The organism is Paenilisteria portnoyi (genome assembly GCF_014322795.1).
Classification (GTDB): Bacteria; Bacillota; Bacilli; order Lactobacillales; family Listeriaceae; genus Listeria_A; species Listeria_A portnoyi.
Window position 1 is genome coordinate 1 of sequence record NZ_JAASTT010000029.1, and the last position, 22,812, is coordinate 22,812.

A 22,812-nucleotide genomic window follows, 5' to 3' on the forward strand; every position below is an offset into this window, starting at 1 on the left:
AAGCGGAGCATACTAGAGTATGTGAGCATCGGAACACAGCTTTTAACGACGGAGATGAGCGTTTGTCGCTTCGCTGAATGACCAAACTCCCTTTTTGACCACGCGGTTACTCCCTTTTCCGCGGTGGTTTTTTATTATGCTTTTTAATTTCCAAACACAGAAAGATTCTCCCAACCTCAGCGGATCGACAAATGCTCAGATCCTAGGCAAAAGCGAGTACCGAAGCGGAGCATACTAGAGTATGTGAGCATCGGAACACAGCTTTTAACGACGGAGATGAGCGTTTGTCGCTTCGCTGACAGAAGGATTCTCCAAATCTCAGCGAAGCACCACTTGCTTGGAACCACTCCGAACAACCCCTGCAAATTCGAGAATTCCTTTGACCCTATTTTCGTATGTTGCGTTTAATTGAATAACTTTTTCATAGCCTTTTTGTGCAACCTGACTCCGAATCTCTTCATTACGAGTGTAAAATGCCACCTTTTCTGCTAATTCTTCTGCGCTACTGAAGAAATCTGCTTCCACGCCTGGTTCAAAAATTTCCATATGTTCCTCTGTTCGTGTCCCCAGAAAAAAGCCCTGACATGCTGGAATTTCAAACGTTCGCGCTGTGTGTTGCTCGGAGGACAATTGTGTCAAAAATCCCACCGAAACCTTTGCTCCTTGAAAAACTTTCGCCATTTCTTCGCAAAAAATGGGACGTCCTTCACAGTATTTATTTAATTCGTAGTTTTTTGGAATCTTGTCCCACTTTGTTCCCCATACTTTTAAGTCATAGTCCAGTTTAGCGAGACTATTTAGTGCATCTGCCCGCGGGAATTCCATCCTGCCAACGAAAGCCACATCGGTTTCAAATACTTGCTGTTCAGATTCACTCAACCGCACTGGATGGTGAATATCTGGATCGTACGCATACTTCATGAAATGCACATTACGACATCCAAACTGTTTATACTTCTCGACTTCTGTTGTCTTTGCGGTTACCACAATATCATACGACAGAATCGCCTTATCCAAAATGAGAGAAGTATGGTAGCGATCATCAAACAGAAAATCTGGATGAAAATGTATCGTTGTAATCCCTCTTAACTTAGCGTACTGAACGATTTCTTCGGTCACCCAGAGTCCTTTCACAACAAATAAAATATCAGGTTGATAGGAATCGATTGTCCGCTCAATCGTTTTATTGAATTTTTGAAATTTAGCTTTCAGTGGAACCTTGCGAACCTTCATGTATAGCCGTTCTGGTACGGAATAATTATAGAAATAGCCATCTGTCTCAATAATTCGAACGTCGCATCCGAGTTTAGCAAAACCGTTAAAAAGCGATTTACTGTTAGACCCTCGCCACCCCGCTCCGACGCATAAAACTTTGAGCTGTTTTTTCATCTTGTCACTCCTGTTCTAAATTTTAGGTTATTTGTATTCTGCTCTAATAAGTTGATAGTCGTCAGTGCTAACCCAAGGCCAAGCCATACAATTCGCATTTCGAAAATACTACTACTACCAATCGATATCGCTACAAACGCAACTAAAATGCAGATTGGGATTGCAGCTAATAATTGTTGGTTTTGGATATACAATCTCATAGCGTGCGTAACGAACCAAATAAACAACAAAATGAATGGAAAAAAGCCAATGATGCCTACATCGGATAGGTTGGAGAGCCATAGATTATGCGCACTCATCGTTCGTTGCATCGTATCGGGAATATTCGATGTCCCGTATAATGCCGTAAAAACATATTTTGGCGTGACGCCGATGCCAACTCCTAAAAAATTATGTTCCTTACACAGCTGGAAAATGGTCTCGTACATGAATGCTCTTTGGTTAGTAGAATCTGTTTTCCCAGTAAAATACGTTGTTAGTTTCGCTCCGTGTTGAATTAACAAGAGGCTCAACCCTATTAGAGTACTCATGATCAGTCCGAAAAAGAAAATAATTTTGTGATGGAATATTTTATACAGCGTTAGTGCGACAACCACTGCGAAAGCAACTAGCCCTGATCTGGACTCCGTTTCCAAAATAATGAATGTTAGAGCTCCCAGGGATGCGATTCCGATGAGGCTTTTAAGAATTGTTTTTTTCTGGAATAAGAAAAGTAGTAGTACTGGTATATAGAATGCGATGTAGGAGCTGTAATCATTCGTGTTGACGAGTAACCCTGTAGGCCGCATATCTCCATAAGATAAAATATTTCCCGCAGAATATTTTAGATGATCTCCCGTTAGAATTTCCCACAATCCAATCGCTATCGTCATGACATAGATGAGTACAATCCACGTTAGCATTTGCTTTAATTTGGTGAGGCTGTTGATGTAATAGACAAACGCAAACAGGAGATAGAACGACTCTATTTGGTAATATATCGCTACAACGCTGAGTGCTGGAGATGACGTCCACAATAAGCTAAGGATAGAATAAAATATCCAGATGATAAATAGGATAATCGGTATTTTGATACTATCTAATTTTTTGAAATCCTTTTTTTCGAATAAAAATAAAAACATGTGCAGAATGATTAAAATCCGAAAAAGAAAGAAGCTTGGAAATGTTGGTAGGGCTAAGTATGGACCTAAAAAACCACTTATCACTACACCTATAAAAAGATAATAATTCAGTTTCTGAAGTGGGATTTCTCTTATCATGTAGAGAGTGATCACGATAAAAAGTACTGCTAAAATTGCTGGTACAAAAGGAACTACTACGCTCAAAAATATGAATAAAATAATGACGCTTCTTTTTTTACTATCCAAAGTTTCATTCCATCTGTTCATGATAATTTCCTTTCAAATCTGTAGGTACAATCGTGGTCGTTGTCGGCTACATTTATTTAGTGAATTTTTTTATGTCTAAATTAGTCGGTGGATCTGATTTCTCCCACCAAGCTTCTTTTACGAGATTTTCAATGGTATTTTCCTCAAATCGCTTTTTGAGAATTTTAGCAGGAACTCCTCCAACAATCGCATATGGCGGAACATCTTTCGTTACCACCGCACCAGCAGCTAGTATGGCACCATCGCCAATCTTCACGCCTTGCATCACAAGAACATTGCCACCTATCCAAACGTCATTCCCAATCACCGGCGGATTTTGAAAATTATCCCAATCCGAGCTGTCGTAGGTGAATGGCGAGGTGGAAACCTTATCGATTGGGTGCTCGTCTAGACCGATTTGGCAGTAAGCAGCGATTGAGCAGTACTTCCCTATAGTCCCAGAAGCAATTATCGCTCCTTTATTGATATAGGAATAGTCACCGATACTTACATTGTTGCCGATGATCACATCTTTATTAACCCAGCACTCCTTTCCCAGAATGACATTCGCGCCAATTTGACTTGAAAGAATCTTGTTTTGTGGAAATCGCTTTCTACATTTAATCAGATTCATATACCCTCTTAACCCCAGTGGCATATACTGTTTCACGTTCATATTGTAAGTCCCCCATCATTTTTAGAACCAATAACTGTCCCTAATCTTACTACTAGTATAAGGGAGCTGCGTTTTATTATCAATACATTATGAGTTGTTTATTTCAACGAACGCTCTTTTTGAGTTCTTTTTAGATAAACGTATTTTATTATACATCGCAGACATTCACATTTAGGCCTATTTTGACCGGTTAAATCCATTTAAAAGCAACTCGAAATGAGTCGTTCTGTGAATAAAATGTCTATACTGTGAACGAAATTTAATATTTTTTACAAAATGAAAAGACTGAGCTCCATCTTGCACCGAGCTCAGTCTATCTTCTATTTAATTAAACCAACCACTGATTCCATCTACAATATAATCCCAAATACCTGTGAAAAAGTCGCCGATACTATATAGCATAAGCATGAACCAGTTCGCTTTATCGACATCGTCCTTTGTAACAACATTGATTGTATCGGTTTTCTTACCGTCTACGTAGCCTAATGTGTCACCGTCTTTTAGCTGAACTGTCATCGTTCCTACTTTCGTATCTTTCTTCACCGGCGCATCTACTGTCTTTTCGTCTAACACTACTTTTTCATCTAGTTTTGGTTCGGTTGTTGTTTTGGGAACAACGATTTTCACAGCGTCTTTCGTCATCAGAGCCACGCTATCTTCCTTGCCTTTGTTAACCGCGATTGTCTCTTTCACCGCTGTATCTGCTTTGCGAACTTCCATTACTTTAAAATTATTGAAAGCGAAATCGAGCATTTTATTGGTTTCACTAAAACGTGTTTTATCATGTGCACTCGTTCCGCCATTGGCATGCATAACCACTGTAATCACGCGCATGCCGTCTTGAACCGCAGTCGCTGTGAGACATTGACCGGCATAGTCAGTCGTTCCAGTCTTTAAACCATCTACGCCCTCTCGTGCATAAATCAAGCCCGGCAATAGCCAATTCCAGTTCGTCATATCGATTTGATCGCTTGTTCCTTCTCGGAATTTCTTCTTGGCGATACTTGATGTTTTCAATACATCAGGATAATCTTGAATAATATGCTGTGCCAATTTTGCCATCCCGCGAGCCGTCATTTGGTTCTCATCTGTCGCACTTCCAGCTGAGAATTTACCTTTTAAATCGGAGTTATTGAGACCTGTTGCATTCACAAACTTATGAGCGCCGAGTTCCAATTCATCCGCTTTTTTATTCATCGTGTCGACAAATTTAGCTTCTGAACCTGCCATTTTTTCAGCGACTGCAATAGCCGCACCGTTTGCAGAATAAATCGCGATTGCTTGATAGAGTTCCTCAACAGAGTAGTCCTCACCACGTCTTAGAGGTACATTGGAAAGCGAGCGATCTTGGGAAACTTCGTATGCATAGTCCGAAATCGTAACTTTATCGTCCCATTTCAACTTGCCGTTCCCCACAGCCTCCAAGATTAAATACTCATTCATCATTTTGGTCATCGATGCAATTCCCATTAACTGATCCGGATTCTTGCCATATAAAATCTTTCCTGTGCCTTCTTCAATTGTAATTGCTGCGTTTGCATTAACAGTTGGTGGCGCTACTGCTGCATCCGCCGTCACTGGTCCATGTACTAAACTGCTCATTGCCAAAGTTGCCGCTAAAAAGACAACCCCTATTTTCGAAAAAATTCTCACCTTACCGCTCCTTCATACGCTATCTTTTTTTATTATTAAACAGTCAAGATCAAGCTCCCTTAGCCTCTTGAAAGGTACTTTAAAAATAGAGATACCTCACTATTCTACCATGAATTAAATGGTGAGTATAGGAACTTTAGTCATAAAATTACTTAATTATCGGAAGCAAAATATGGGATGGATGCTCTACATCATGGAAAATTGTTTGATTTGCGACAACACTCTCCGTCGTATTGATAAAGCTATCACCCGTATTTGGATTCGCATCGAACCTTGGAAAGTTACTTGATGAGATCTCGACACGGATGGCATGACCTTTCAAGAACACGTTACTTGTGGACCACAGATCAATCGTATATTTATGCAATTCATTCTGTACTTTATCTCCGTTCTGTTTAGAAGCGCGAATAATACCTTCTGTGAGGTTATAGGCTGTTCCGTCAGGCAGAACGTCTATTAGTTTAGCTGTAAAATCGGTGTTCACAGCATTTGTTTTAGCCCATAAAACAACCTCAACTGGTCCAGTTACTTCGATTTCCTCCGTAAGTGGGGCTGTTGTGTAGCACAATATATCTTCGCGTTCTTCTACTTGACGTTGATCACGTGGACCATCAGCTTGAATCGCCTTATGAAGCGTTCCACCACCATGTGATGGCACCGGATTTTCTGGATTATATGCAAAAACATCACTCTTTTCAGCGGTTTTTGGTCGTTTAAAATCAGCCTTTCCATCACCGTGTAGCGTATTTGCCTTACCTTCGCTGTGGAAATATAATGGCGTAAAATTCGTGTTTTCCAGTGGCCAATTTTTAGCGCCTTGCCACTTATTAATTCCCATCGTGAAAATTTGAATTGGCGCTGTATGTGGTAATGGCTCGTCTTTTAGCCAGTGATTAAACCATTCCAAGTGCCGTGCATGCATACTCGCCTCGCCCCAAGAACCCGCTGCAGTTCCAAAATCACGATCACCAATCATCGAGATGAAATTTCCATGTGTCCAAGGTCCAATTACCATTTTGTCACCAAGACCTTGACGGTGTCCACCGAGGAAGTTAGCGATTGTCTTGTCTAGGAAGCAGTCATACCAGCCCCCAATGTGTAGACCTGGCGTTTTTACTCGATCATAGTTATCTTTCACACTCGTATTTTTCCAATGTGGATGATCTAGCGGGTAATCAAGAATTTCTGTGAAATATGGCATCGCACCAGTGTTTTTAATTGGAGGCCAAGCATTAATCGGTTTGAATTTATACCATTCTTCCAGATTGTCGAGATCCTTTTCTAACTGTTCAAACGCAGCTTTCTGTTCTTTTGGATCTGTAATATGACGCGTAATTAAATCGGGCAAAATGGACTCAATACTCCATGAAGCCCACGCGCCAAGTTCAAGCGCACCATCGTGATCGTTGAATACATCCGTCATATTGTTTTGCGACATCGTTGGGACGATAACTTTCAAGCTTGGCGGCTCGGCCATCGCAGCTAATAATTGGGTATATCCGTAATACGAGAGACCAAACATGCCAACCTTTCCATTTGCCTGTGGAAGTTTCGCCGCCCACTCTACTGTATCATAGCCATCCTTGGCCTCATTTATGTACGGAACAAATTCTCCTTCTGAGCTGAAGCGCCCACGCACATCTTGCACAATAACAATATATCCATTCTCCGCCAACACATCAGGGCGTAAAAAATGTAATCCAAAAATCTTGCTATATGGAAGTCTTGTTAGTAAAACTGGAAATTCTCCGTCCGCATCGGGGCGATAAACATCCGCATACAACGTCACACCATCTCGCATTTTTGCCGGGACATCTTTCTCAATCTTAATTTTACAATGTTTCACGTGAAACAACCTCCTTCTATATACTTATTATTGTTTCGTATTCTGCCACCAGAGTCAAGAAAAGCGCGCAAAAAAAACCAGAGTACTTCTAATTTGGCATCAGAAACACGCTGGTCTTTAGTTATTTAAGAAAAAATGGCTACACTTGCTGTCATAATCATAATTATCACCAATTTGTAGCTTTCATTAATCAGAATTAGCTTAAACGGCTTCATCTCGAACATATAATTCTTGATTGCCGACAAGATTGCGATGCTAGCGACGAGTAAACCTCCCAAATAAATATCCAGATCCAAGTGAAACAAAACAAAACTCACGAGTACCGCCACAGCCATCTCAACAACAAGTGTCACCATCATTGGCGTTGCCGGTGATCCTTTCTGAGCGGTTTCCTCCGTCATTCCTACTGCCTTCATCCAGACCTTTCCAAAAAGCACAGTATACCATAGCGCTCCGACTGCAAAGGCAACCAATCCTGCTAGTAATGCAATAACGATGTTCATACATACCCCCCTTCATCGTACAAAAGCTATATTAGCACGTTTTCGGAGGTTTTAACAGCCTATTATTACAGTTCATATCTATTCCAGTTCATGGCGAATCAAATCCAGTGGTACTGGTCCAGCAATGCCGATAAATACAAAATCTGTGGTTCCGGTGTTCTTCATTCCATGTTTCTCGCCTGGTCTAGCTACGCAAACCATTCCCTTTGAGATTTCGACTGACTCACCGCACTCTGGATAATACGTACCAGAGTCACCCTCTATACAGATCCAGATGTCATCTGCTCGCTTATGAGAATGAAAGTAAAGCTCTTGCCCTGGTTTCAAACACCACACCGCACCCACAGTTTGTCCTGTTTCATAAAAAATATTTTTCTTAGCTTGGCCATCATCGAAAGACTTGATTTCATTTACATCAAAAATACGGTCCTTGTAATCTTGTACTTTTTTCGCAAACATCATGTAGAGCAACTCCTCTCGAATTTGTGATTATATTCACAAATTATATTTTACACGTAAGGAGTCGATAAATCTTTGTTCTATTAGACTAATTTTATCGTAGATTTTTATTTAAATGGGATAAAAGAACGGGTATTTTTAGCTGCAGTGTTGTTCCATTCAGCTATATTGATTCCAAATTTTATTTACAATAACTTACTAACCTTTATGCCCACCGACCAAGGATGATCGCCTTAATCCAGTGGCACCAATTGCTAGACTACTTGCATGCATTAAAGATTGGAAACCGTACCTGTCGCGAATTTTATCTATTGTTCGCTCTAGTTGCTCTTGATTGACTGTCTGGACAGCACTTTCAAACAAATTCAACTGCGTCCCCTCTTTATAACGAATCTTACCTAGCTGAATCGATAAGCTACGAATTGGCTCATTAGCGACATGTTTTCGGAATAGGTGAAGTGCGTAGGTCGTTATTTTCTTACTGCTGTCAGTCGGATGAATCTTTAGTTGGTTGCCGAAGCCTTTTAGTGTACTGTAGCGGCTATAACCTATAGACACGTGGATAACAGATGTTTCTGCATGTTCGCGTCGTAAACGCATGGCTATATCTTCTACCATTTCACGGATGACAATCTCGACTTCTTGATGATTAGCGTAGTCTCGTTCTAATATTTGGCTCTTGCCATAACTCTTCGACAATGGGACATATTTCTCTGCCAAATCTGTATAATCAATACCATTGGCATGATAATAGAGTTCTTCACCAACGATTCCCATCGCGTGGCGCAAATAATTGGGTTCTGCATGTGCTAAATCATATACTGTATAAATACCTATACGGTTCAGTTGCACCTCGGTTCTGCGTCCGATACCCCACATTTCTGTTATCGGTTTTACTTGCCACAGCTTGCTTGGGACGTCGGCGTAGCGCCATTCCGCAATCCCATTTGGTTGGTGTTTTGCTTCGACGTCCAGCGCTACTTTTGCAAGTAATGGGTTCTCTCCGATTCCAATGGTGACATATAATCGCAACTCGTCTAAAATGTCTTGCTGTATGCGTTTGGCGATTGTCATGGTGTCTCCAAATAGGCTATGTGAATGGGATACATCTAGAATAGCCTCATCTATGGAGTAAACCAGCAAATGTTCTGGGCCTACATAACGCTTGAATATCGCAATAATCATGTCATTGACTTGTAGATACAATTTCATTCGTGGTTCTGCGACAACAATTCGTGTATCTTCTGGTATTTCAAAACGTCTTGATCCTGTTTTAATATTAAATGTATCTTTCATTCTCGGTGTCGCTGCGAGTACTAAACCGCCTTGGCTCTCTTGGTTACTCATCACGACTAAATAGGCTTCTAAAGGGTTTAGACGTCTTTTTACACATTCAACAGAGGCGAAAAAAGCTTTTTACATCGATGCATAGAATATCTCGCTTTGGTGCACTTTCGTAGTCAATTAGCTGTACCATTTCTCCATCCGCCTCTCTTCTACATGACGAATATTGACTAGCTCGATCGCATGAATGCCAGTGCTTGTGCGAATGTAAATACTATCACCTTCAATACCAATTAATTGCCCGATGATGTCTGGTTGTGCCTCCACACCAATTGGCTGATATTCTTGAATGGCAAGCATCACATGGTGGGAAGTCGCATGGTTTAGAACGGATTGTATAACATCTTCATCCATCGCCGCTTTCCACTGGGGTGCTCTATTAGACTGTTCCATATGTGCAGTATGCTCACTCAATATGAAACCGCCCCATTTCTTTAGTCCTCGATCTTTGTAGGCCATCGTAAATCGCCTCCTATTTATTGGCTGGATGAAAAATTCAATGCCATTTTCTCCACCACTCTAATTAACAGTATACAAACATATGTTCGTTTTAGCAAGTCACTAAAGAACTATTTAAAATTAAGAACGAATAGGCTACCGAATTTCCAATTTAAAGCATTAGATATAAAAATACACACCCAAACCCATGATTCGGATTCGGATGTGTATCTATCCTTTATTTCAGTTTCAACTTCGCTAGCGCCTCGGCCATCGGGTTATTGAATGGCTCTTCTTCTTTCTTGTTTTGTTTCTTCATATAGTTTGCAACTTCGCTTTTTGAGACGTTTTTATTTTTCTCATTGCCTCGGCGAGCGTTGAATGCCGATAGTTTTTCGCGATGACCACAAGAACAAGTGAAGATTTGTTTGTCGCCTTCACCGCGCAGTTCCATACGTTTATGGCAGTTTGGACAGCGAGCGTTTGTTGTTCTGGCAACGGATTCACGATGGCCACATTCGCGATCTTGACACACAAGCATCGTACCTTTTTTACCTTTGACTTTAAGCATCAGTTTGCCGCAATCTGGGCACTTGGTCGAGGTAACATTATCGTGTTTGAATTTCTTATCGTTTTGCTTGATTTCCGTCACGGCTTTTTTGGCGTAATCGCGCATTTCGTTCGTAAATGTGGTTTTGTCTAGTTGACCTTTTGCAATTTTTGATAGTTTTTGTTCCCAAATAGCGGTTAGTTCTGGGGATTTCAAATCAGCTGGAACCAGGTCTAGCAACTGGCGGCCTTTTGACGTAATCATAATATCTTTTCCCTGCTTCTCTAAAGAAAAACTGTTGAAAAGTTTCTCGATAATGTCGGCGCGCGTTGCAACTGTACCGAGTCCGCCTGTTTCACCGAGTGTTTTCGCCAGATCTTTTTTGCCACTGGATAGGCTTGGGTTTTCCATCGCGGAAAGTAAGGTCGCTTCATTGTATCGCGCTGGTGGCTTTGTTTTCCCTGTCGTTAGCTGGATATCGCGAACCTTCAATTGCTCGCCTTTTTTCAGTTTTGTGACCGTGTCTGCATCGTTGTCTTCATTGTAAACGGCTTTCCAACCGAGCGATTTCACAACTTTGCCTTTAAGTCCGAATGTTTCGTTGCCGATTTTGGCTTGCACGGCGGTTTCTTCATACACAAATGGTGCGGAAAGTACGGCTAAAAAGCGTTTGACAACAAGGTCATAAATCTTGCGTTCGCGGTCGTTTAGGTCGGACAAGCTTGGTGTTTCTTCCGTCGGGATAATCGCGTGATGGTCGCTTACTTTGCTATTATCGACGAATGACTTGTTCGCTTTGATTGGCTTCGACGCTACGGCGCGTGCAGGTTTTGCGTATGGACCGATACCACAGGCTTCTACGCGCTCTTTCAATGTTGGCACGATGTCGTCGGAAATAAAGCGCGAATCGGTACGCGGATACGTCAGAATTTTATGGCGTTCATATAGGGCTTGCATGATATTTAGCGTTTCTTTAGCGGAAAAATCGAAGCGTTTATTGGCATCACGTTGCAGTTCCGTCAAATCATACAGACCTGGCGCGTGCGTTTTCTTCTCCTTCACAGCCACATCAGTAATCATGGCTTCCTTCCCATTCAAGCTACGCGCGATTTTCTCCGCTTCGGACTCGTCAAAAGTCTGGCCCTTACTCCAAGCAAAGCTACCTTGTTCCGTCACCGCGGTCAATTGGTAAAATTCCTTAGGCTTAAATTGGCGAATATCTTCCTCGCGCTGTGCAATCATCGCAAGCGTCGGCGTTTGCACGCGTCCACATGAAAGTTGCGCGTTGTATTTCGTCGTCAGGGCACGTGTGGCGTTAATTCCAACTACCCAGTCAGCTTCTGAACGTGCCTCAGCGGAACGATATAGGTTTTCGTAGGCTTTGCCCGGTTGAAGTCGGCTGAACCCTTCACGTATCGCTTTGTCGGTTACAGATGAAATCCAGAGACGCTTAATTGGCTTCTTCACCTTGGCGTATTCGATAATCCAACGCGCCACGAGCTCACCTTCACGCCCGGCATCCGTCGCGATGACGATGGAATCAACGTCTTTACGCGTCATCAGACTTTTCACCGTTTCATATTGTTTACGCGTTTGTTTGATTGGTACAAGTTTCATTTTTTGCGGAAGCATCGGTAAATCTTCCATGTTCCACGATTTATATTTGGCGTCGTAATTCTCTGGGTCAGCGAGCGTGATTAAGTGCCCCAGCGCCCAAGTTACAATATATTTCGAGCCTTCCAGGTAGCCGTTCTTGCCTTGTTTGCAGCCAAGAACGCGCGCAATATCTTTCCCAACAGAAGGCTTTTCTGCTAAAACTACTGTTTTTGTCATTTTAAAATTCCTTTCTGGATTATAGGATGAGTCTATTTTAACACAGAAATGCGGAGCAGGCTCGTTCAGCCATGAAAGAGCTTGGAGCAGGCGTAATAAAAACCCTCCTTTGGTTTTTGTGGAGGCTGTGAAAGCTCCGAATGGCTAGCCTGCGGAGCTTTCACAGAGCATGACGCCCAACTCCTTATTAGAACTTTGGCCGACCATTTAACTTGATTTTTCCTAGAAATGGATTACATACTCGCTTTGCTGTAGTAAAAACCCGGATAGAAGCCATGTTACAGCTCCTATCCGGGTTCTTTTTAATTATTCTTTTTTATCTTCATCTTTGTCTTTTTTCGAGCGTTTTCCTAACCAGAATGCTAGGAGTACCAGTAGAATCAGTGCTAATGCGCCGCCTGCTACATACCACCATGTGTAGTCTTTCTCAAGTTCTACAGCGGTGTCGTTCAGTTTCTTCGCGTCGTCGCCCTTAATGGTGAATTCTTCATCCCATTTCCATGTTTTATCTCCGGATGTTGCTACCATTTTCAAACGGTATTTCCCGGCTTTTAGTGGTTGATTTTCCCAATCGATTGCGTAGTTAAAATTGGAATTTGGCGCCATTCTTAAATTATCGCGTCTTGCTTGGTGTAACAATTGATCGTCCCCTGATTTGTAAACTTTCGCGTCAATCATTAGCGGTTTGATCATCGTCGCTTCTGGATTTTGCAGGTTCGCCGTCACCACGTTGCGATAGTTGATTTGTTGCGGTTTAATCGCGTGTAATTTCATGTCTGGCTCTACAACGGTATCATTTTCCGATAGTTGCACGCCGACCACATACGCATAGCGATTCTTGATTTGTACGCCTTTGCCATCTTCTTTTTTCGCGTCAGGATCTTCTTTTTCAATGAATTGTAAGCCGCCTAAAATAATGCCGTCAAATGAGGCAGCGGGCATGGTTACTGTGACCTTGATTGTTTTGCTGCTGTTGGCTGGGAGCACAGCCTCATCGTCTGTTTTGGCAATTTCGGAAAATGGTGTTTTCAGCGATTTGTCCAGTTTCGGATCGGTTTGACTGTAGTCCACAATCCCATTATCGTTCGTGACCGCCGTATTTGCATTTGTTTCAATCGTGATTTCCTTATCCGTATCGTTTTTAAGTACAACCTCTAAATCCTGTTTTTGACCTGGTTTCATGCGTAAGTCGAAGTACGTTTTGGATTTATCGATTTGGTTATCTGGAATAACCGCCGTTACCGAGAAATTCGCGGCCGCCTCAGGACTTAACGGATGAAATAACACCCCTATCAACATAATTGGCAATACTAAAAGTAACATAAACTTCTTCACAAAATCCCAACTCCTTTCAATTCTCTCTTTTAAAAATGATTTATATTCCTCCATTACCAGTACCCGTTGATGCGATTTTAAAAACTAAGAACTTACGTTTTTCGTATTTCCATAAAAAAGCAGTATCTGGACTCGATAACCGTCCAAATACTGCTTTTTTCACGCTTGTTTCTGCAACACTTCTAAGAATTCCGAGCCATATTTCTCAAGCTTGTTCATACCGACACCTTTGATTTCCAAAAATGCCTCTTCATCTTTCGGCAAGTATTCGCACATTTGCCGTAACGTTTCGTCAGAGAAAATAATATACGGCGGCACTTTGTGTTTCGATGCAAGTTCCCGACGTACTTCACGCAATTCGCCGAACAATCCTTCATCCACGGCAATTGATACCTTCGTAACTTTCCGGGCCGTTTTCCGCGTCACTTTCTCCTTGCCAAGCAACACATTAACCGCCTCGTTCGTCAGTCTTAGCGATGGAAATTGGCTGTCCGTATACGCCAAATACTTCTCTGCCGCCAGATAATCAATCAGTTGCAACACATCTTTTTGCGAGCGATCCTTCATCAAACCATGCGTTGATAACTCCTCCAAGCGCCACTGCTGGATTTTCTGATCCTTCGAGCCCGTCAGTACTTTTGCGACCATGACTTTTCCGAACCGTTCTTGCATCCTTTTAATACATGAAAAGACTTGCTGTGCCTCAATCGTGATGTCCTGAGCTTCGCGCGTATCCAAGCAATTTCCGCAACGTCCGCAGTTCTCGCCTTCCTCGCCAAAATACTGCACAATATATTTCTGCAAACAAATCTCCGTATAGCCATAACCCGCCATTTGACGCAGTTTCGCATACTCATTCTGTTTGCGTTCCTCGTCCATTTCCGACTGATCAATCAAAAAATGCTGAATATGCGTATCTTGCGGGCCAAACAGCAAAATACAATCACTCGCAACGCCGTCACGTCCAGCACGCCCAGCTTCCTGATAATATGCCTCCACATTTCGCGGCAAATTATAATGAATCACGTACCGCACATTCGATTTGTTGATACCCATACCAAACGCATTCGTCGCCACCATCACGCGCACATCGTCATACAGAAATTTCTCCTGCCAACCGTTACGCTCCTTGTCTGACATCCCACCATGATATTTCCCCGTCGGAATGCCCTTCTTCGTCAGCATCTCGTACAGCCGCTCCACCTCTTTACGCGTCGCCGCATACACGATTCCCGACTGCTCACTATTCGTTTTCACATAATCGAGCAGATACTTATCACGATCCTGCCCCTTCACGACCTGAAAAGCCAAGTTTTCCCGTGCAAATCCCGTCTGAACAATGCTATCTGGGCCGATATCCAGCAACTTCATAATATCATCCGAAACCGTTGGCGTTGCCGTCGCCGTCAGCGCAATAATAAGCGGGCGCGGATGAATCCGATCCAGCGTATCACAAAGCGTCAAATAACTCGGACGAAAATCATGTCCCCAATGCGAAATACAATGCGCCTCATCAATCGCAAAAAGCGCAATATCCGTCGTGTCCACCAACCGTTGAAAGCTCGCCGTCTCCAAACGCTCCGGCGCGATATAAAGCAGCTTTACCGCCCCATTTTCCGCATCCCACAACCGATTATCAATCTCGTTTCCCGTCAAAGAACTATTCACAAACGTCGCCGGAATCCCCTGCTCATTCAGCGCATCCACCTGATCCTTCATCAATGAAATCAGCGGCGAAACAACAATCGTCAAGCCGTCCAAAACCAGCGCTGGAATCTGGTAACAAAGCGATTTCCCGCCCCCAGTAGGCATGATCGCCAGCGTATCCTTACGCGCATAAAGGTTTCGCAATACATCCTCTTGCCCATCGCGAAACGACGAATAACCAAAGCTCTCCTGCAAAACCTGCTGCGATCTACCCCAATATTGTTCTATCATTTTCCACTAGCACCTACCTTTATCTCCCGTGCAAACTTTTCTATCCCTCTAGTATACCGTTTTTCTCCAAACAAAAGAAGGGCTTTTGCGAAATCCGTTTTTCCACAGATCTCAAGCCCTTCAAATTTGGTTTTTACCCCTGATTTAGTAACTAATCGCGCGTTTTTTCAAGGCACTCCACGTACTATTAAATGAAGCCTTCGAAATTCGAACGTTCTTTTTCACCGTCCACGGATCGTTATAGTAATAATAACTGCCATCATATCCCGTCAATGTCACAGAATGTACGCTAAAACCATGCATCCGCGTCCACACAACGACAGGTCGTCCCGATTTCAGTTTCTTCTCCAAAGTCGCATTCGCAGCACCCGTTAGATTCACCGCTGAACCCGCGTATTTCTTCGTTAATTTCATCAAAGCAGGCGGATAAATCGTGTATCCTGAACGCGTAAACGGATTCCCAACATAGCCTAAATTCGGATTACTCGCGTGTTTTGGCATCTCGCGCGCCAACTTCACCTTGTCCACATTCGCACCCTTATATTTCAGCATCATCGTCACCGCCACAATTTCACACCCCGTTGGCAACTGCGGTCGTTGCGCGATTAGCGGCACATTCAGTAACACCCTCGGAGTCGGTTTTGGTGGTGGCACAGGCTTCACAACCCGCGTCGTTAAATAATTCCCCGACACATATGCTTTCTTCCCTTTAAAAATAATCTGATGCCATTTCCCGGTTTTCGCTAAACTGCTCACTTTTGCGCCCTTCGCTAGCCAGCCAACCGCCTTATAATTCGTCCCAGCCCCAGCGCGCACCGTCAAGCTCCCCGTTGTATAATACGTCGTTGCAGCCGAAACCGCCGACACACTCACAACACTCAACAAAACGACCAAAACCATTCCAACAAGCCACTTTCGATAATTCCCCACTTTACAATCCCCCTACTCATTTCTACAAAAAAAGACCAACATTCCCCTGTTAGTCTTTCGTGTTGCGCTAGTTTTATATACCACTACACAGCCATCGTAAACAAAAAAGCGTCCTAGATTTGATGAGATTTACGAGTCTCATCAAGCCTAGGGCGCTTTATTTTTATTTTACGAAATACTATAGTTCGGTGCTTCTTTCGTAATTTGGATATCATGTGGATGCGACTCACGTAAGCCCGCGCCTGTCATACGAATGAACTGCGACTCTTCGCGTAAGTGACGCAAATCGGCCGAACCACAATAACCCATCCCAGAACGAATCCCGCCAATCAGTTGGAACAGCACGTCCGCAAGAGAACCCTTATAAGGCACGCGACCTTCAATACCCTCCGGAACTAGCTTCTTCGCGTCGGCTTGGAAATAACGATCCTTCGAGCCCTTCTCCATCGCAGCAAGGCTTCCCATACCACGATACGTTTTAAAACGACGACCTTGGAAAATCTCGGTTTCGCCAGGACTTTCGTCGGTTCCAGCAAACATACTACCGATCATAACCGCGTGTCCACCAGACGCAAGAGCCTTCACGATATCTCCAGAATACTTAATTCCGCCATCCGCAATAATCGTTTTGCCATACTCACGCGCAACCGTCGCGCAATCATAAATCGCCGTAATCTGAGGCACACCAACGCCTGCAACCACACGCGTCGTACAAATCGAACCAGGTCCGATACCGACTTTCACGATATCCACCCCAACATCAAAAAGTTCACGCGTTGCCTCAGCCGTAGCCACGTTACCAGCAACAATGTTCACGTCTGGGAACGCCGCACGAATCTCAGCAATTTTATTTAGAACACCTTGTGAGTGACCGTGCGCCGTGTCGATAATGATAGCATCCGCGCCAGCTTTGACCAGTTTCTCCGTGCGGCTTAGCGTATCATGCGTCACGCCAACTGCTGCTGCAACAAGCAAACGACCATGAGAATCCTTCGCCGAATTCGGGAACTCAATCACTTTTTCAATATCTTTTATCGTAATAAGACCTCTCAAAACACCATGATCATCCACGATTGGAAGTTTCTCAATACGGTGCTTCTGTAGGATGTTCTCAGCTTGCTTCAAGGTCGTGCCAACTGGTGCTGTAACTAGGTTTTCCTTCGTCATTACATCAGAAATCACGATCGAATAGTCTGTAATGAAACGCAAATCGCGGTTGGTCAAAATCCCAACAAGAATGCGATCTTCTTCATTATTAACAATCGGTACACCCGAAATACGATATTTCGCCATCAAATGCTCCGCGTCAAATACTTTATGGTCTGGCGTCAAGTAGAATGGGTCAATAATAACGCCACTCTCCGAACGTTTCACCTTCTCAATTTCCCCAGCTTGCTCGTCGGCTGTCATGTTCTTATGAATAACCCCGATACCGCCCTGACGCGCAATCGCAATCGCCATTTTGGCCTCCGTAATCGTATCCATACCTGCACTAAAAACCGGTACATTGAGCTTCAGTGTCGGCGTCATTTCTACTTTCAAATCCACCTCATTCGGCAGTACATCCGATTTCGCCGGTACCAACAATACATCATCAAAAGTAAGACCTTCTTTTGCAAACTTAGTCTCCCACATGGGTCGCAACACTCCTTCAAATTTGGTTGACGTCACCGTTCCAGAATTACAAGCCATTCTATAGTAGAAAAATCACTCGCAATTCCTCTTCGTTTCCGCCGATAGATTTTGCTAATTAGATAAATGCTACAAGAAATAGCGTCATATGTCAAGAGGCTTGCAATTATCAGTTTTTTCTGAACTAGTTTGACTTTTAGACCATCAGCTAACTATTTTGATATGAAAGGAGTTACAGCCGTTTTTCACGTTCTTTCAACATAGGTATATAGTCTCTATGTTTCACGTGAAACAATTGTTTTTCGCTTCTGCGCCGCGTACGAATAATTTCCAACATACGAAAAAATTTGCCCCTGCTCCAACCAAACTGTCCGATCGAAAATCTGATCCATAAAAAAGCGGTCATGCGAAATCGCAATAATCGTCCCTTCAAAATTACGTAGCGCTTCCTCCAGCACTTCCCGTGAAGCAATGTCCAAATGGTTCGTCGGCTCATCCAAGAGTAGCGTATTCACCGGCTGATTCATAAACTGCGCCAAACTAAGCCGCATTCGCTCGCCACCACTCAGATTCGCCACTTTTCGAAACACCATTTCGCCGTAAAATAAGAACGTCGCTAACATATGTCTCGCGTCACCTTCAACAACCGCGACCTTATCACGAAGCGCCTCGATGACCGTCTGATTTTCATCCCCGACATCCATATGCTGCGATAAATATGCAATATCAACACTTGGCCCCACATGCACCGTCCCAATATCAGGTTCCACCTCACCAAGAATCAGCTTCAAAAGCGTTGACTTTCCCGCCCCATTCTCGCCGACAATCGCAATCCGCTCCTTCTGCCTGACATGCCAATCCAGGCTCTCAAACAAAATCCGCGACCCGAACTCCAACCCAACCTGATCAAAAATCACCACATCTTCCCCGCTACGCTTCGACTCCTCGAATTCCAGCCGCATGTTCTTCTGCTCCAAAGCTGGTTTTTTCAACACCTCAATCCGATCCAGCGCCTTCTCCATACTTTTCGCCCGGCGGAACAACGCACCATTCGGCGGGTTAGCCTCCATCGCCCACTGCCGCAACCGCTTAATAGCCTGCCGCATTTTCTTGATTTTCTTCTGCTGGTCCTTATAATCCTTGAATTCCTTGAGTAATCGCTCCTCACGCTCCACTAAATACCCCGAGAAGTTCGTGTGATACGTGATCAATTCCTTATTTTCGAGCTCCACAATCTTGTTCACAACCTCATCCAAGAAATACCGATCATGCGAAACAACCAACACCGTTCCCCGATATACCCTCAAAAACTGTGTCAGCCACTCTACCGCCCGCAGATCCAGATGGTTTGTCGGCTCATCCAGCAACAGCAAATCCGGTTCCTCAAGCAACATCTTGGCAAGCGACACCTTCGTCCGCTCCCCGCCACTCAACTGCTCCCAAGCCTTATCCGCCAAATGAGGAATCCCCAACCCATGCAAAATTTTATCCATATCCGTATCCAAATTATAGCCACCAAGCTCGATAAAGCGCGCCTGTTTCTCACCATAATTTTGCAACAACTTCTCGCTCGTATCATGCATCATTCGGCTTTCCATCGCTTCCAATTCCGCCTGCAAAGCCAACACATGCCCAAACGCCGTCCTCAGAAAGTCACGCACAACCATCGTCCCCGTCACGCTCGGCATTTGATCCAACAAGCCCACCGTCGCGCCCTTCTGCACCGAGACAATCCCCTCATCAGGCACTTCCATCCGTACAATAATCCTCAGAATCGTACTTTTCCCCTCACCATTTCGCCCGATGAGCCCAATTCGTTCCCCCTGCTCTACCTGCAAACTAATCTTTTCTAAAATCAAATCACCTGTAAACCGTTTTGTTATATTATTTAAAGCTACTATTGTCATAATTTCTACTCCTCATCATTGTTCGAGAAGCATTTCATCCTGTGGCTCTATTCCTTGCAAAGCTAAGCTAGCCATTTCTGCACTTCATTCAGATCCGGCGTCAATGGCTAGCTCCTCGAAAACTTCTCGCCCTCCGCAAAAACCAACACCGGGTTTTCACTGCGGCCGCTCCAGTTTTTTTCGGAGCTGAACGAGCCATTTCTGCACTTCATTGTTTCACGTGAAACAATCCATATTTAAATGTACAACAAAAAAACTCAAGCAAAACCCTAAGAGCCCAACACAAAAGTCAGATTCAGCATTCGAAAGGATATACACTCCGTCTCGAATTTGGGATTAGTCCTGAGTTTTTCAGTCTAGATCCAGCCTCAACGGCTAACTCCTCGGTAACTTCACATCTTTCGCAAAAACCAATACCAAGTTTTCACTACAGATGTGCCAGCTTTTTTCGGAGCTAACGAGCCATTTCAGCTTTTCAGTTAGAAATCCATGCTTCTCTTATTTTTCCGATATTCAGTTACGCAAATTGGACAGACTTGTGTCCTGTAACTGAAAAAATGGGAAAAATGGCACGGATGATACTGCATAAATTGGCAACTAACTTCAAACGCGCTATCGAGAATTTCATGGATTCCTCACCTCTTTCCGTTTCTAAAATATGCTTTTAGAATACTAGGTTCCGCTTGAATTGTCAAACCTTATTTTTTCTATAGAGGACAGCAACAGATCCTAGGATTGCGAATAAACCTACGAAAGCTGGCCATTTACTCGATGACTCGTCGCCAGTTTCAGGAAGTTGCCCCACTTTTTCTGGGCTCTTCACTGCCGCTGCTTCCACGTTCAGCTCATAGAGATTGCTGGCCTTATCAATAAGATTTTCAAGTTCAATGACTTTCGTGCTAGTCAATATTAAACATGCCCTCCCCAAAACTACTTCCGCACAACAGGTATCCAAATCTCACTTTTATAATCTGGTTTACTTGTATCAGGACTCTCATTCCACAAGATTTCTGGTCCCGGAACAACTTCATAACCCGACGTTGGGAGCCATTCTGAGTAAATCCTTGCCCAAACATCCTGCAATGCTTTAGGAAATTCTCCACACGCCGTGAACACTATCCAAGTTGAAGGTTCCACCACTAAAGCTTCCCATTTTTCCGGAACAGCCATCGTCGTAGCAACACCAATGTATTGATCTAACTCAGCGCCTTCCTCTCTACCCTCACCAAAGTTCGTTGAAGCACAAATGATTCCCGACGGCTGAATATTCGATAGTTTTTTCAACGCCACAAAGTCTTCTGGTTTTAGGCTTGCCCACATAGAATCCATCTGCGGATTTACGCCCTCATACACTAGTTTAATGCGCTTGCTAATCCCGACAATTTTAAAAGCATCTTTTGTTTCAATCCGATAATCCATTATATTTCCCCCTTGTATTTTCAATTGGAAGGTCATCGGCAGAAAAGTTTTTAAGTGCGTGTTCTCTTTTTTAGCCTGCGTAGGCGTGACGTGGTGCATCGACTGAAACGCTCGGGTAAAAGCATCAGGCGACTCATAGCCAAAACGCATCGCAATATCGATAATTTTTTCATCACTATCTTTTATCAAAATGGCTGCTACGGCTAATTTTCTTAATCGAATATACTCGCTAAGCGGCATTCCTGCAAGGTATGAAAAGACCCGTCTGAAATGATACTCCGAACAACACGCGATTTTCGAAAGCTCTTTGTAATCCATTTCGTCCATCAAATGAGCTTCAATATACTGCATAGCTAGATTCATTTGCTTAATTGTATCCATTCCTATGACCTCCTTAAAGCGATTTTATCAAAAATATAACGAGTGCTCCCGTCATTATCGTTGCATATAGTGACGATTATGTAGAGTATCACCAAAATTAGATCTCACCACATTTCAGTGATTATTCAGTGTCCTCACTTAAAATTTTTCTTGAAATAGCCAGATACTCTTCTTTGGTAAATTGAATTATAGAATCGTCAAATGCATCTATAAAAACTTTCTCAATCTTATCGGCGAGTTCAAAATCTGTAATCTCACTTCTATTTAAAAAGTAAACAATTTGATTTATTTCTGAGTCATACTCATCTGAAGGAGCAAATGGAAGTACTTCAATTGGATCCCATTCATCGATGACATGCTTTACTTTATTTCTCATATTTCGAGTCTCCTTTGACTTAAATTCGATACCATTCGTCCTAATGTACCTCCTAAATTTATATTATGCACTATAAAGAAAATCCTTTACCAGCGTAATCGCAAATAGGATCAAACTTACAAAGTATAATGAGCATATCGTGACTATGACTAACTTTTTTCTATTGATGTATAGCTTTGAATAAAAGAAAAATAATATGATTAATAATGTGACGGTGTAGAATCCGAGTACTATTGCCAGAAATTGCAACATACACGTTCGCCTCCTTTTAAAATTAGCTTGTAAAAAACACAAATGTGGATAATATAACTGCCCCCACAACAACAAATAGCGACGTCATAAAATTTAAAAACTTGTCTTTCTTATTAGCGCACTTATCAATCAATATAAAACTCAAGACAGTGATTAAGAAAAATTCCGCCGAAATTAAAATCTTCATTATTTCCAAATTAGTGTGCTCCCTCCAATAGGCCATTGAATAGATAAAAATCTGCATACAGTAACCTCTCGTTCTTCTCAAAATCGTATTATTTATAAAAACAAGCTCTCCTCCAAATCCTGAGAAGAGCCTGCTCCCATCTTACCTCGTTTGCTTCCGCAGTTTCTGCATCATATCTTGCTCGACGCTACCACCAAATCGAACCGCAATAATGTCTTCTTTTTTAATCCAGCAAGTGCCATCTGGGCGTCCTTCATCGGTGACTAGACTGACTTCCAAGCCTTCATAATCACTCCCAACGATAATCCCCGCAACCTGAGCCTCGTCTCCTAGGATTTCGATACCCGCAATTTCCTCGTTTTGATACACATGATCCACCGCAATTTCGAATTCGGGT

The 22,812-nt window shown here is 43.0% G+C and carries 18 protein-coding genes and 1 pseudogene; all 19 read right to left on the reverse strand.

Annotated features, from left to right (window positions below; translation table 11 throughout):
* Positions 1 to 318: 318 nt before the first annotated feature.
* Positions 319 to 1,389, reverse strand: a complete 1,071-nt coding sequence (locus HCJ66_RS15085) for a CgeB family protein (protein WP_187133888.1) — start codon at positions 1,387 to 1,389, stop codon at positions 319 to 321.
* Positions 1,386 to 2,777, reverse strand: a complete 1,392-nt coding sequence (locus HCJ66_RS15090) for an O-antigen ligase family protein (protein ID WP_187133889.1) — start codon at positions 2,775 to 2,777, stop codon at positions 1,386 to 1,388. Before HCJ66_RS15090 ends, HCJ66_RS15085 begins: the two co-directional genes overlap by 4 nt.
* A gap of 52 nt (positions 2,778 to 2,829) precedes the next feature.
* Complete coding sequence (locus tag HCJ66_RS16380; RefSeq protein WP_187133890.1) at positions 2,830 to 3,432, reverse strand: CatB-related O-acetyltransferase; 603 nt, start codon at positions 3,430 to 3,432, stop codon at positions 2,830 to 2,832.
* A 324-nt stretch (positions 3,433 to 3,756) separates the two neighbouring features.
* Complete coding sequence (gene pbpD1 / locus HCJ66_RS15100) at positions 3,757 to 5,034, reverse strand: D-alanyl-D-alanine carboxypeptidase PBPD1 (protein ID WP_187133908.1); 1,278 nt, start codon at positions 5,032 to 5,034, stop codon at positions 3,757 to 3,759.
* 199 nt (positions 5,035 to 5,233) lie between these two features.
* On the reverse strand, positions 5,234 to 6,931 hold the full coding sequence (locus HCJ66_RS15105) for a CocE/NonD family hydrolase (RefSeq protein ID WP_187133891.1): 1,698 nt from the start codon (positions 6,929 to 6,931) through the stop codon (positions 5,234 to 5,236).
* Between the two features lie 125 nt (positions 6,932 to 7,056).
* The gene (locus HCJ66_RS15110; protein WP_187133892.1) at positions 7,057 to 7,434 is read right to left on the reverse strand and encodes a DUF1761 domain-containing protein; all 378 of its coding nucleotides are present in this window, start codon (positions 7,432 to 7,434) and stop codon (positions 7,057 to 7,059) included.
* 78 nt (positions 7,435 to 7,512) lie between these two features.
* Complete coding sequence (locus HCJ66_RS15115; protein ID WP_246438731.1) at positions 7,513 to 7,896, reverse strand: cupin domain-containing protein; 384 nt, start codon at positions 7,894 to 7,896, stop codon at positions 7,513 to 7,515.
* 195 nt (positions 7,897 to 8,091) lie between these two features.
* Positions 8,092 to 9,370 (reverse strand): annotated as a pseudogene (locus tag HCJ66_RS15120) (Y-family DNA polymerase).
* Complete coding sequence (locus HCJ66_RS15125) at positions 9,358 to 9,651, reverse strand: hypothetical protein (RefSeq protein WP_246438733.1); 294 nt, start codon at positions 9,649 to 9,651, stop codon at positions 9,358 to 9,360. Before HCJ66_RS15125 ends, HCJ66_RS15120 begins: the two are co-directional and overlap by 13 nt.
* 262 nt (positions 9,652 to 9,913) lie before the next feature.
* Complete coding sequence (locus tag HCJ66_RS15130) at positions 9,914 to 12,058, reverse strand: DNA topoisomerase III (RefSeq protein ID WP_187133894.1); 2,145 nt, start codon at positions 12,056 to 12,058, stop codon at positions 9,914 to 9,916.
* 306 nt (positions 12,059 to 12,364) lie between these two features.
* Positions 12,365 to 13,447 (reverse strand): WxLIP family cell surface protein, encoded by a 1,083-nt coding sequence (locus tag HCJ66_RS15135; protein WP_187133895.1) that lies wholly within the window; start codon positions 13,445 to 13,447, stop codon positions 12,365 to 12,367.
* A gap of 105 nt (positions 13,448 to 13,552) precedes the next feature.
* Positions 13,553 to 15,331, reverse strand: a complete 1,779-nt coding sequence (gene recQ, locus HCJ66_RS15140) for a DNA helicase RecQ (protein WP_187133896.1) — start codon at positions 15,329 to 15,331, stop codon at positions 13,553 to 13,555.
* 144 nt (positions 15,332 to 15,475) lie between these two features.
* A complete protein-coding gene (locus HCJ66_RS15145) occupies positions 15,476 to 16,261 on the reverse strand; it encodes a C39 family peptidase (protein ID WP_425487927.1) in 786 nt (261 codons plus the stop codon).
* Between the two features lie 168 nt (positions 16,262 to 16,429).
* Positions 16,430 to 17,896, reverse strand: a complete 1,467-nt coding sequence (guaB, locus tag HCJ66_RS15150) for an IMP dehydrogenase (RefSeq protein WP_187133897.1) — start codon at positions 17,894 to 17,896, stop codon at positions 16,430 to 16,432.
* 272 nt (positions 17,897 to 18,168) lie between these two features.
* On the reverse strand, positions 18,169 to 19,800 hold the full coding sequence (gene abc-f, locus HCJ66_RS15155) for a ribosomal protection-like ABC-F family protein (RefSeq protein ID WP_187133898.1): 1,632 nt from the start codon (positions 19,798 to 19,800) through the stop codon (positions 18,169 to 18,171).
* A gap of 691 nt (positions 19,801 to 20,491) precedes the next feature.
* Entirely contained in the window at positions 20,492 to 20,707 is a 216-nt protein-coding gene (locus HCJ66_RS15160; RefSeq protein ID WP_187133899.1) for an LPXTG cell wall anchor domain-containing protein, read from the reverse strand.
* Between the two features lie 23 nt (positions 20,708 to 20,730).
* Positions 20,731 to 21,600 carry an AraC family transcriptional regulator gene (locus HCJ66_RS15165; RefSeq protein WP_187133900.1) on the reverse strand — a complete coding sequence of 290 codons (870 nt, stop codon included), beginning with the start codon at positions 21,598 to 21,600 and terminating at the stop codon, positions 20,731 to 20,733.
* 121 nt (positions 21,601 to 21,721) lie between these two features.
* Positions 21,722 to 21,976, reverse strand: coding sequence for a DUF1871 family protein (locus HCJ66_RS15170; RefSeq protein ID WP_187133901.1), 255 nt, complete (start codon positions 21,974 to 21,976; stop codon positions 21,722 to 21,724).
* Between the two features lie 580 nt (positions 21,977 to 22,556).
* The gene (locus tag HCJ66_RS15175; RefSeq protein WP_187133910.1) at positions 22,557 to 22,784 is read right to left on the reverse strand and encodes a hypothetical protein; all 228 of its coding nucleotides are present in this window, start codon (positions 22,782 to 22,784) and stop codon (positions 22,557 to 22,559) included.
* Positions 22,785 to 22,812: the final 28 nt, after the last annotated feature.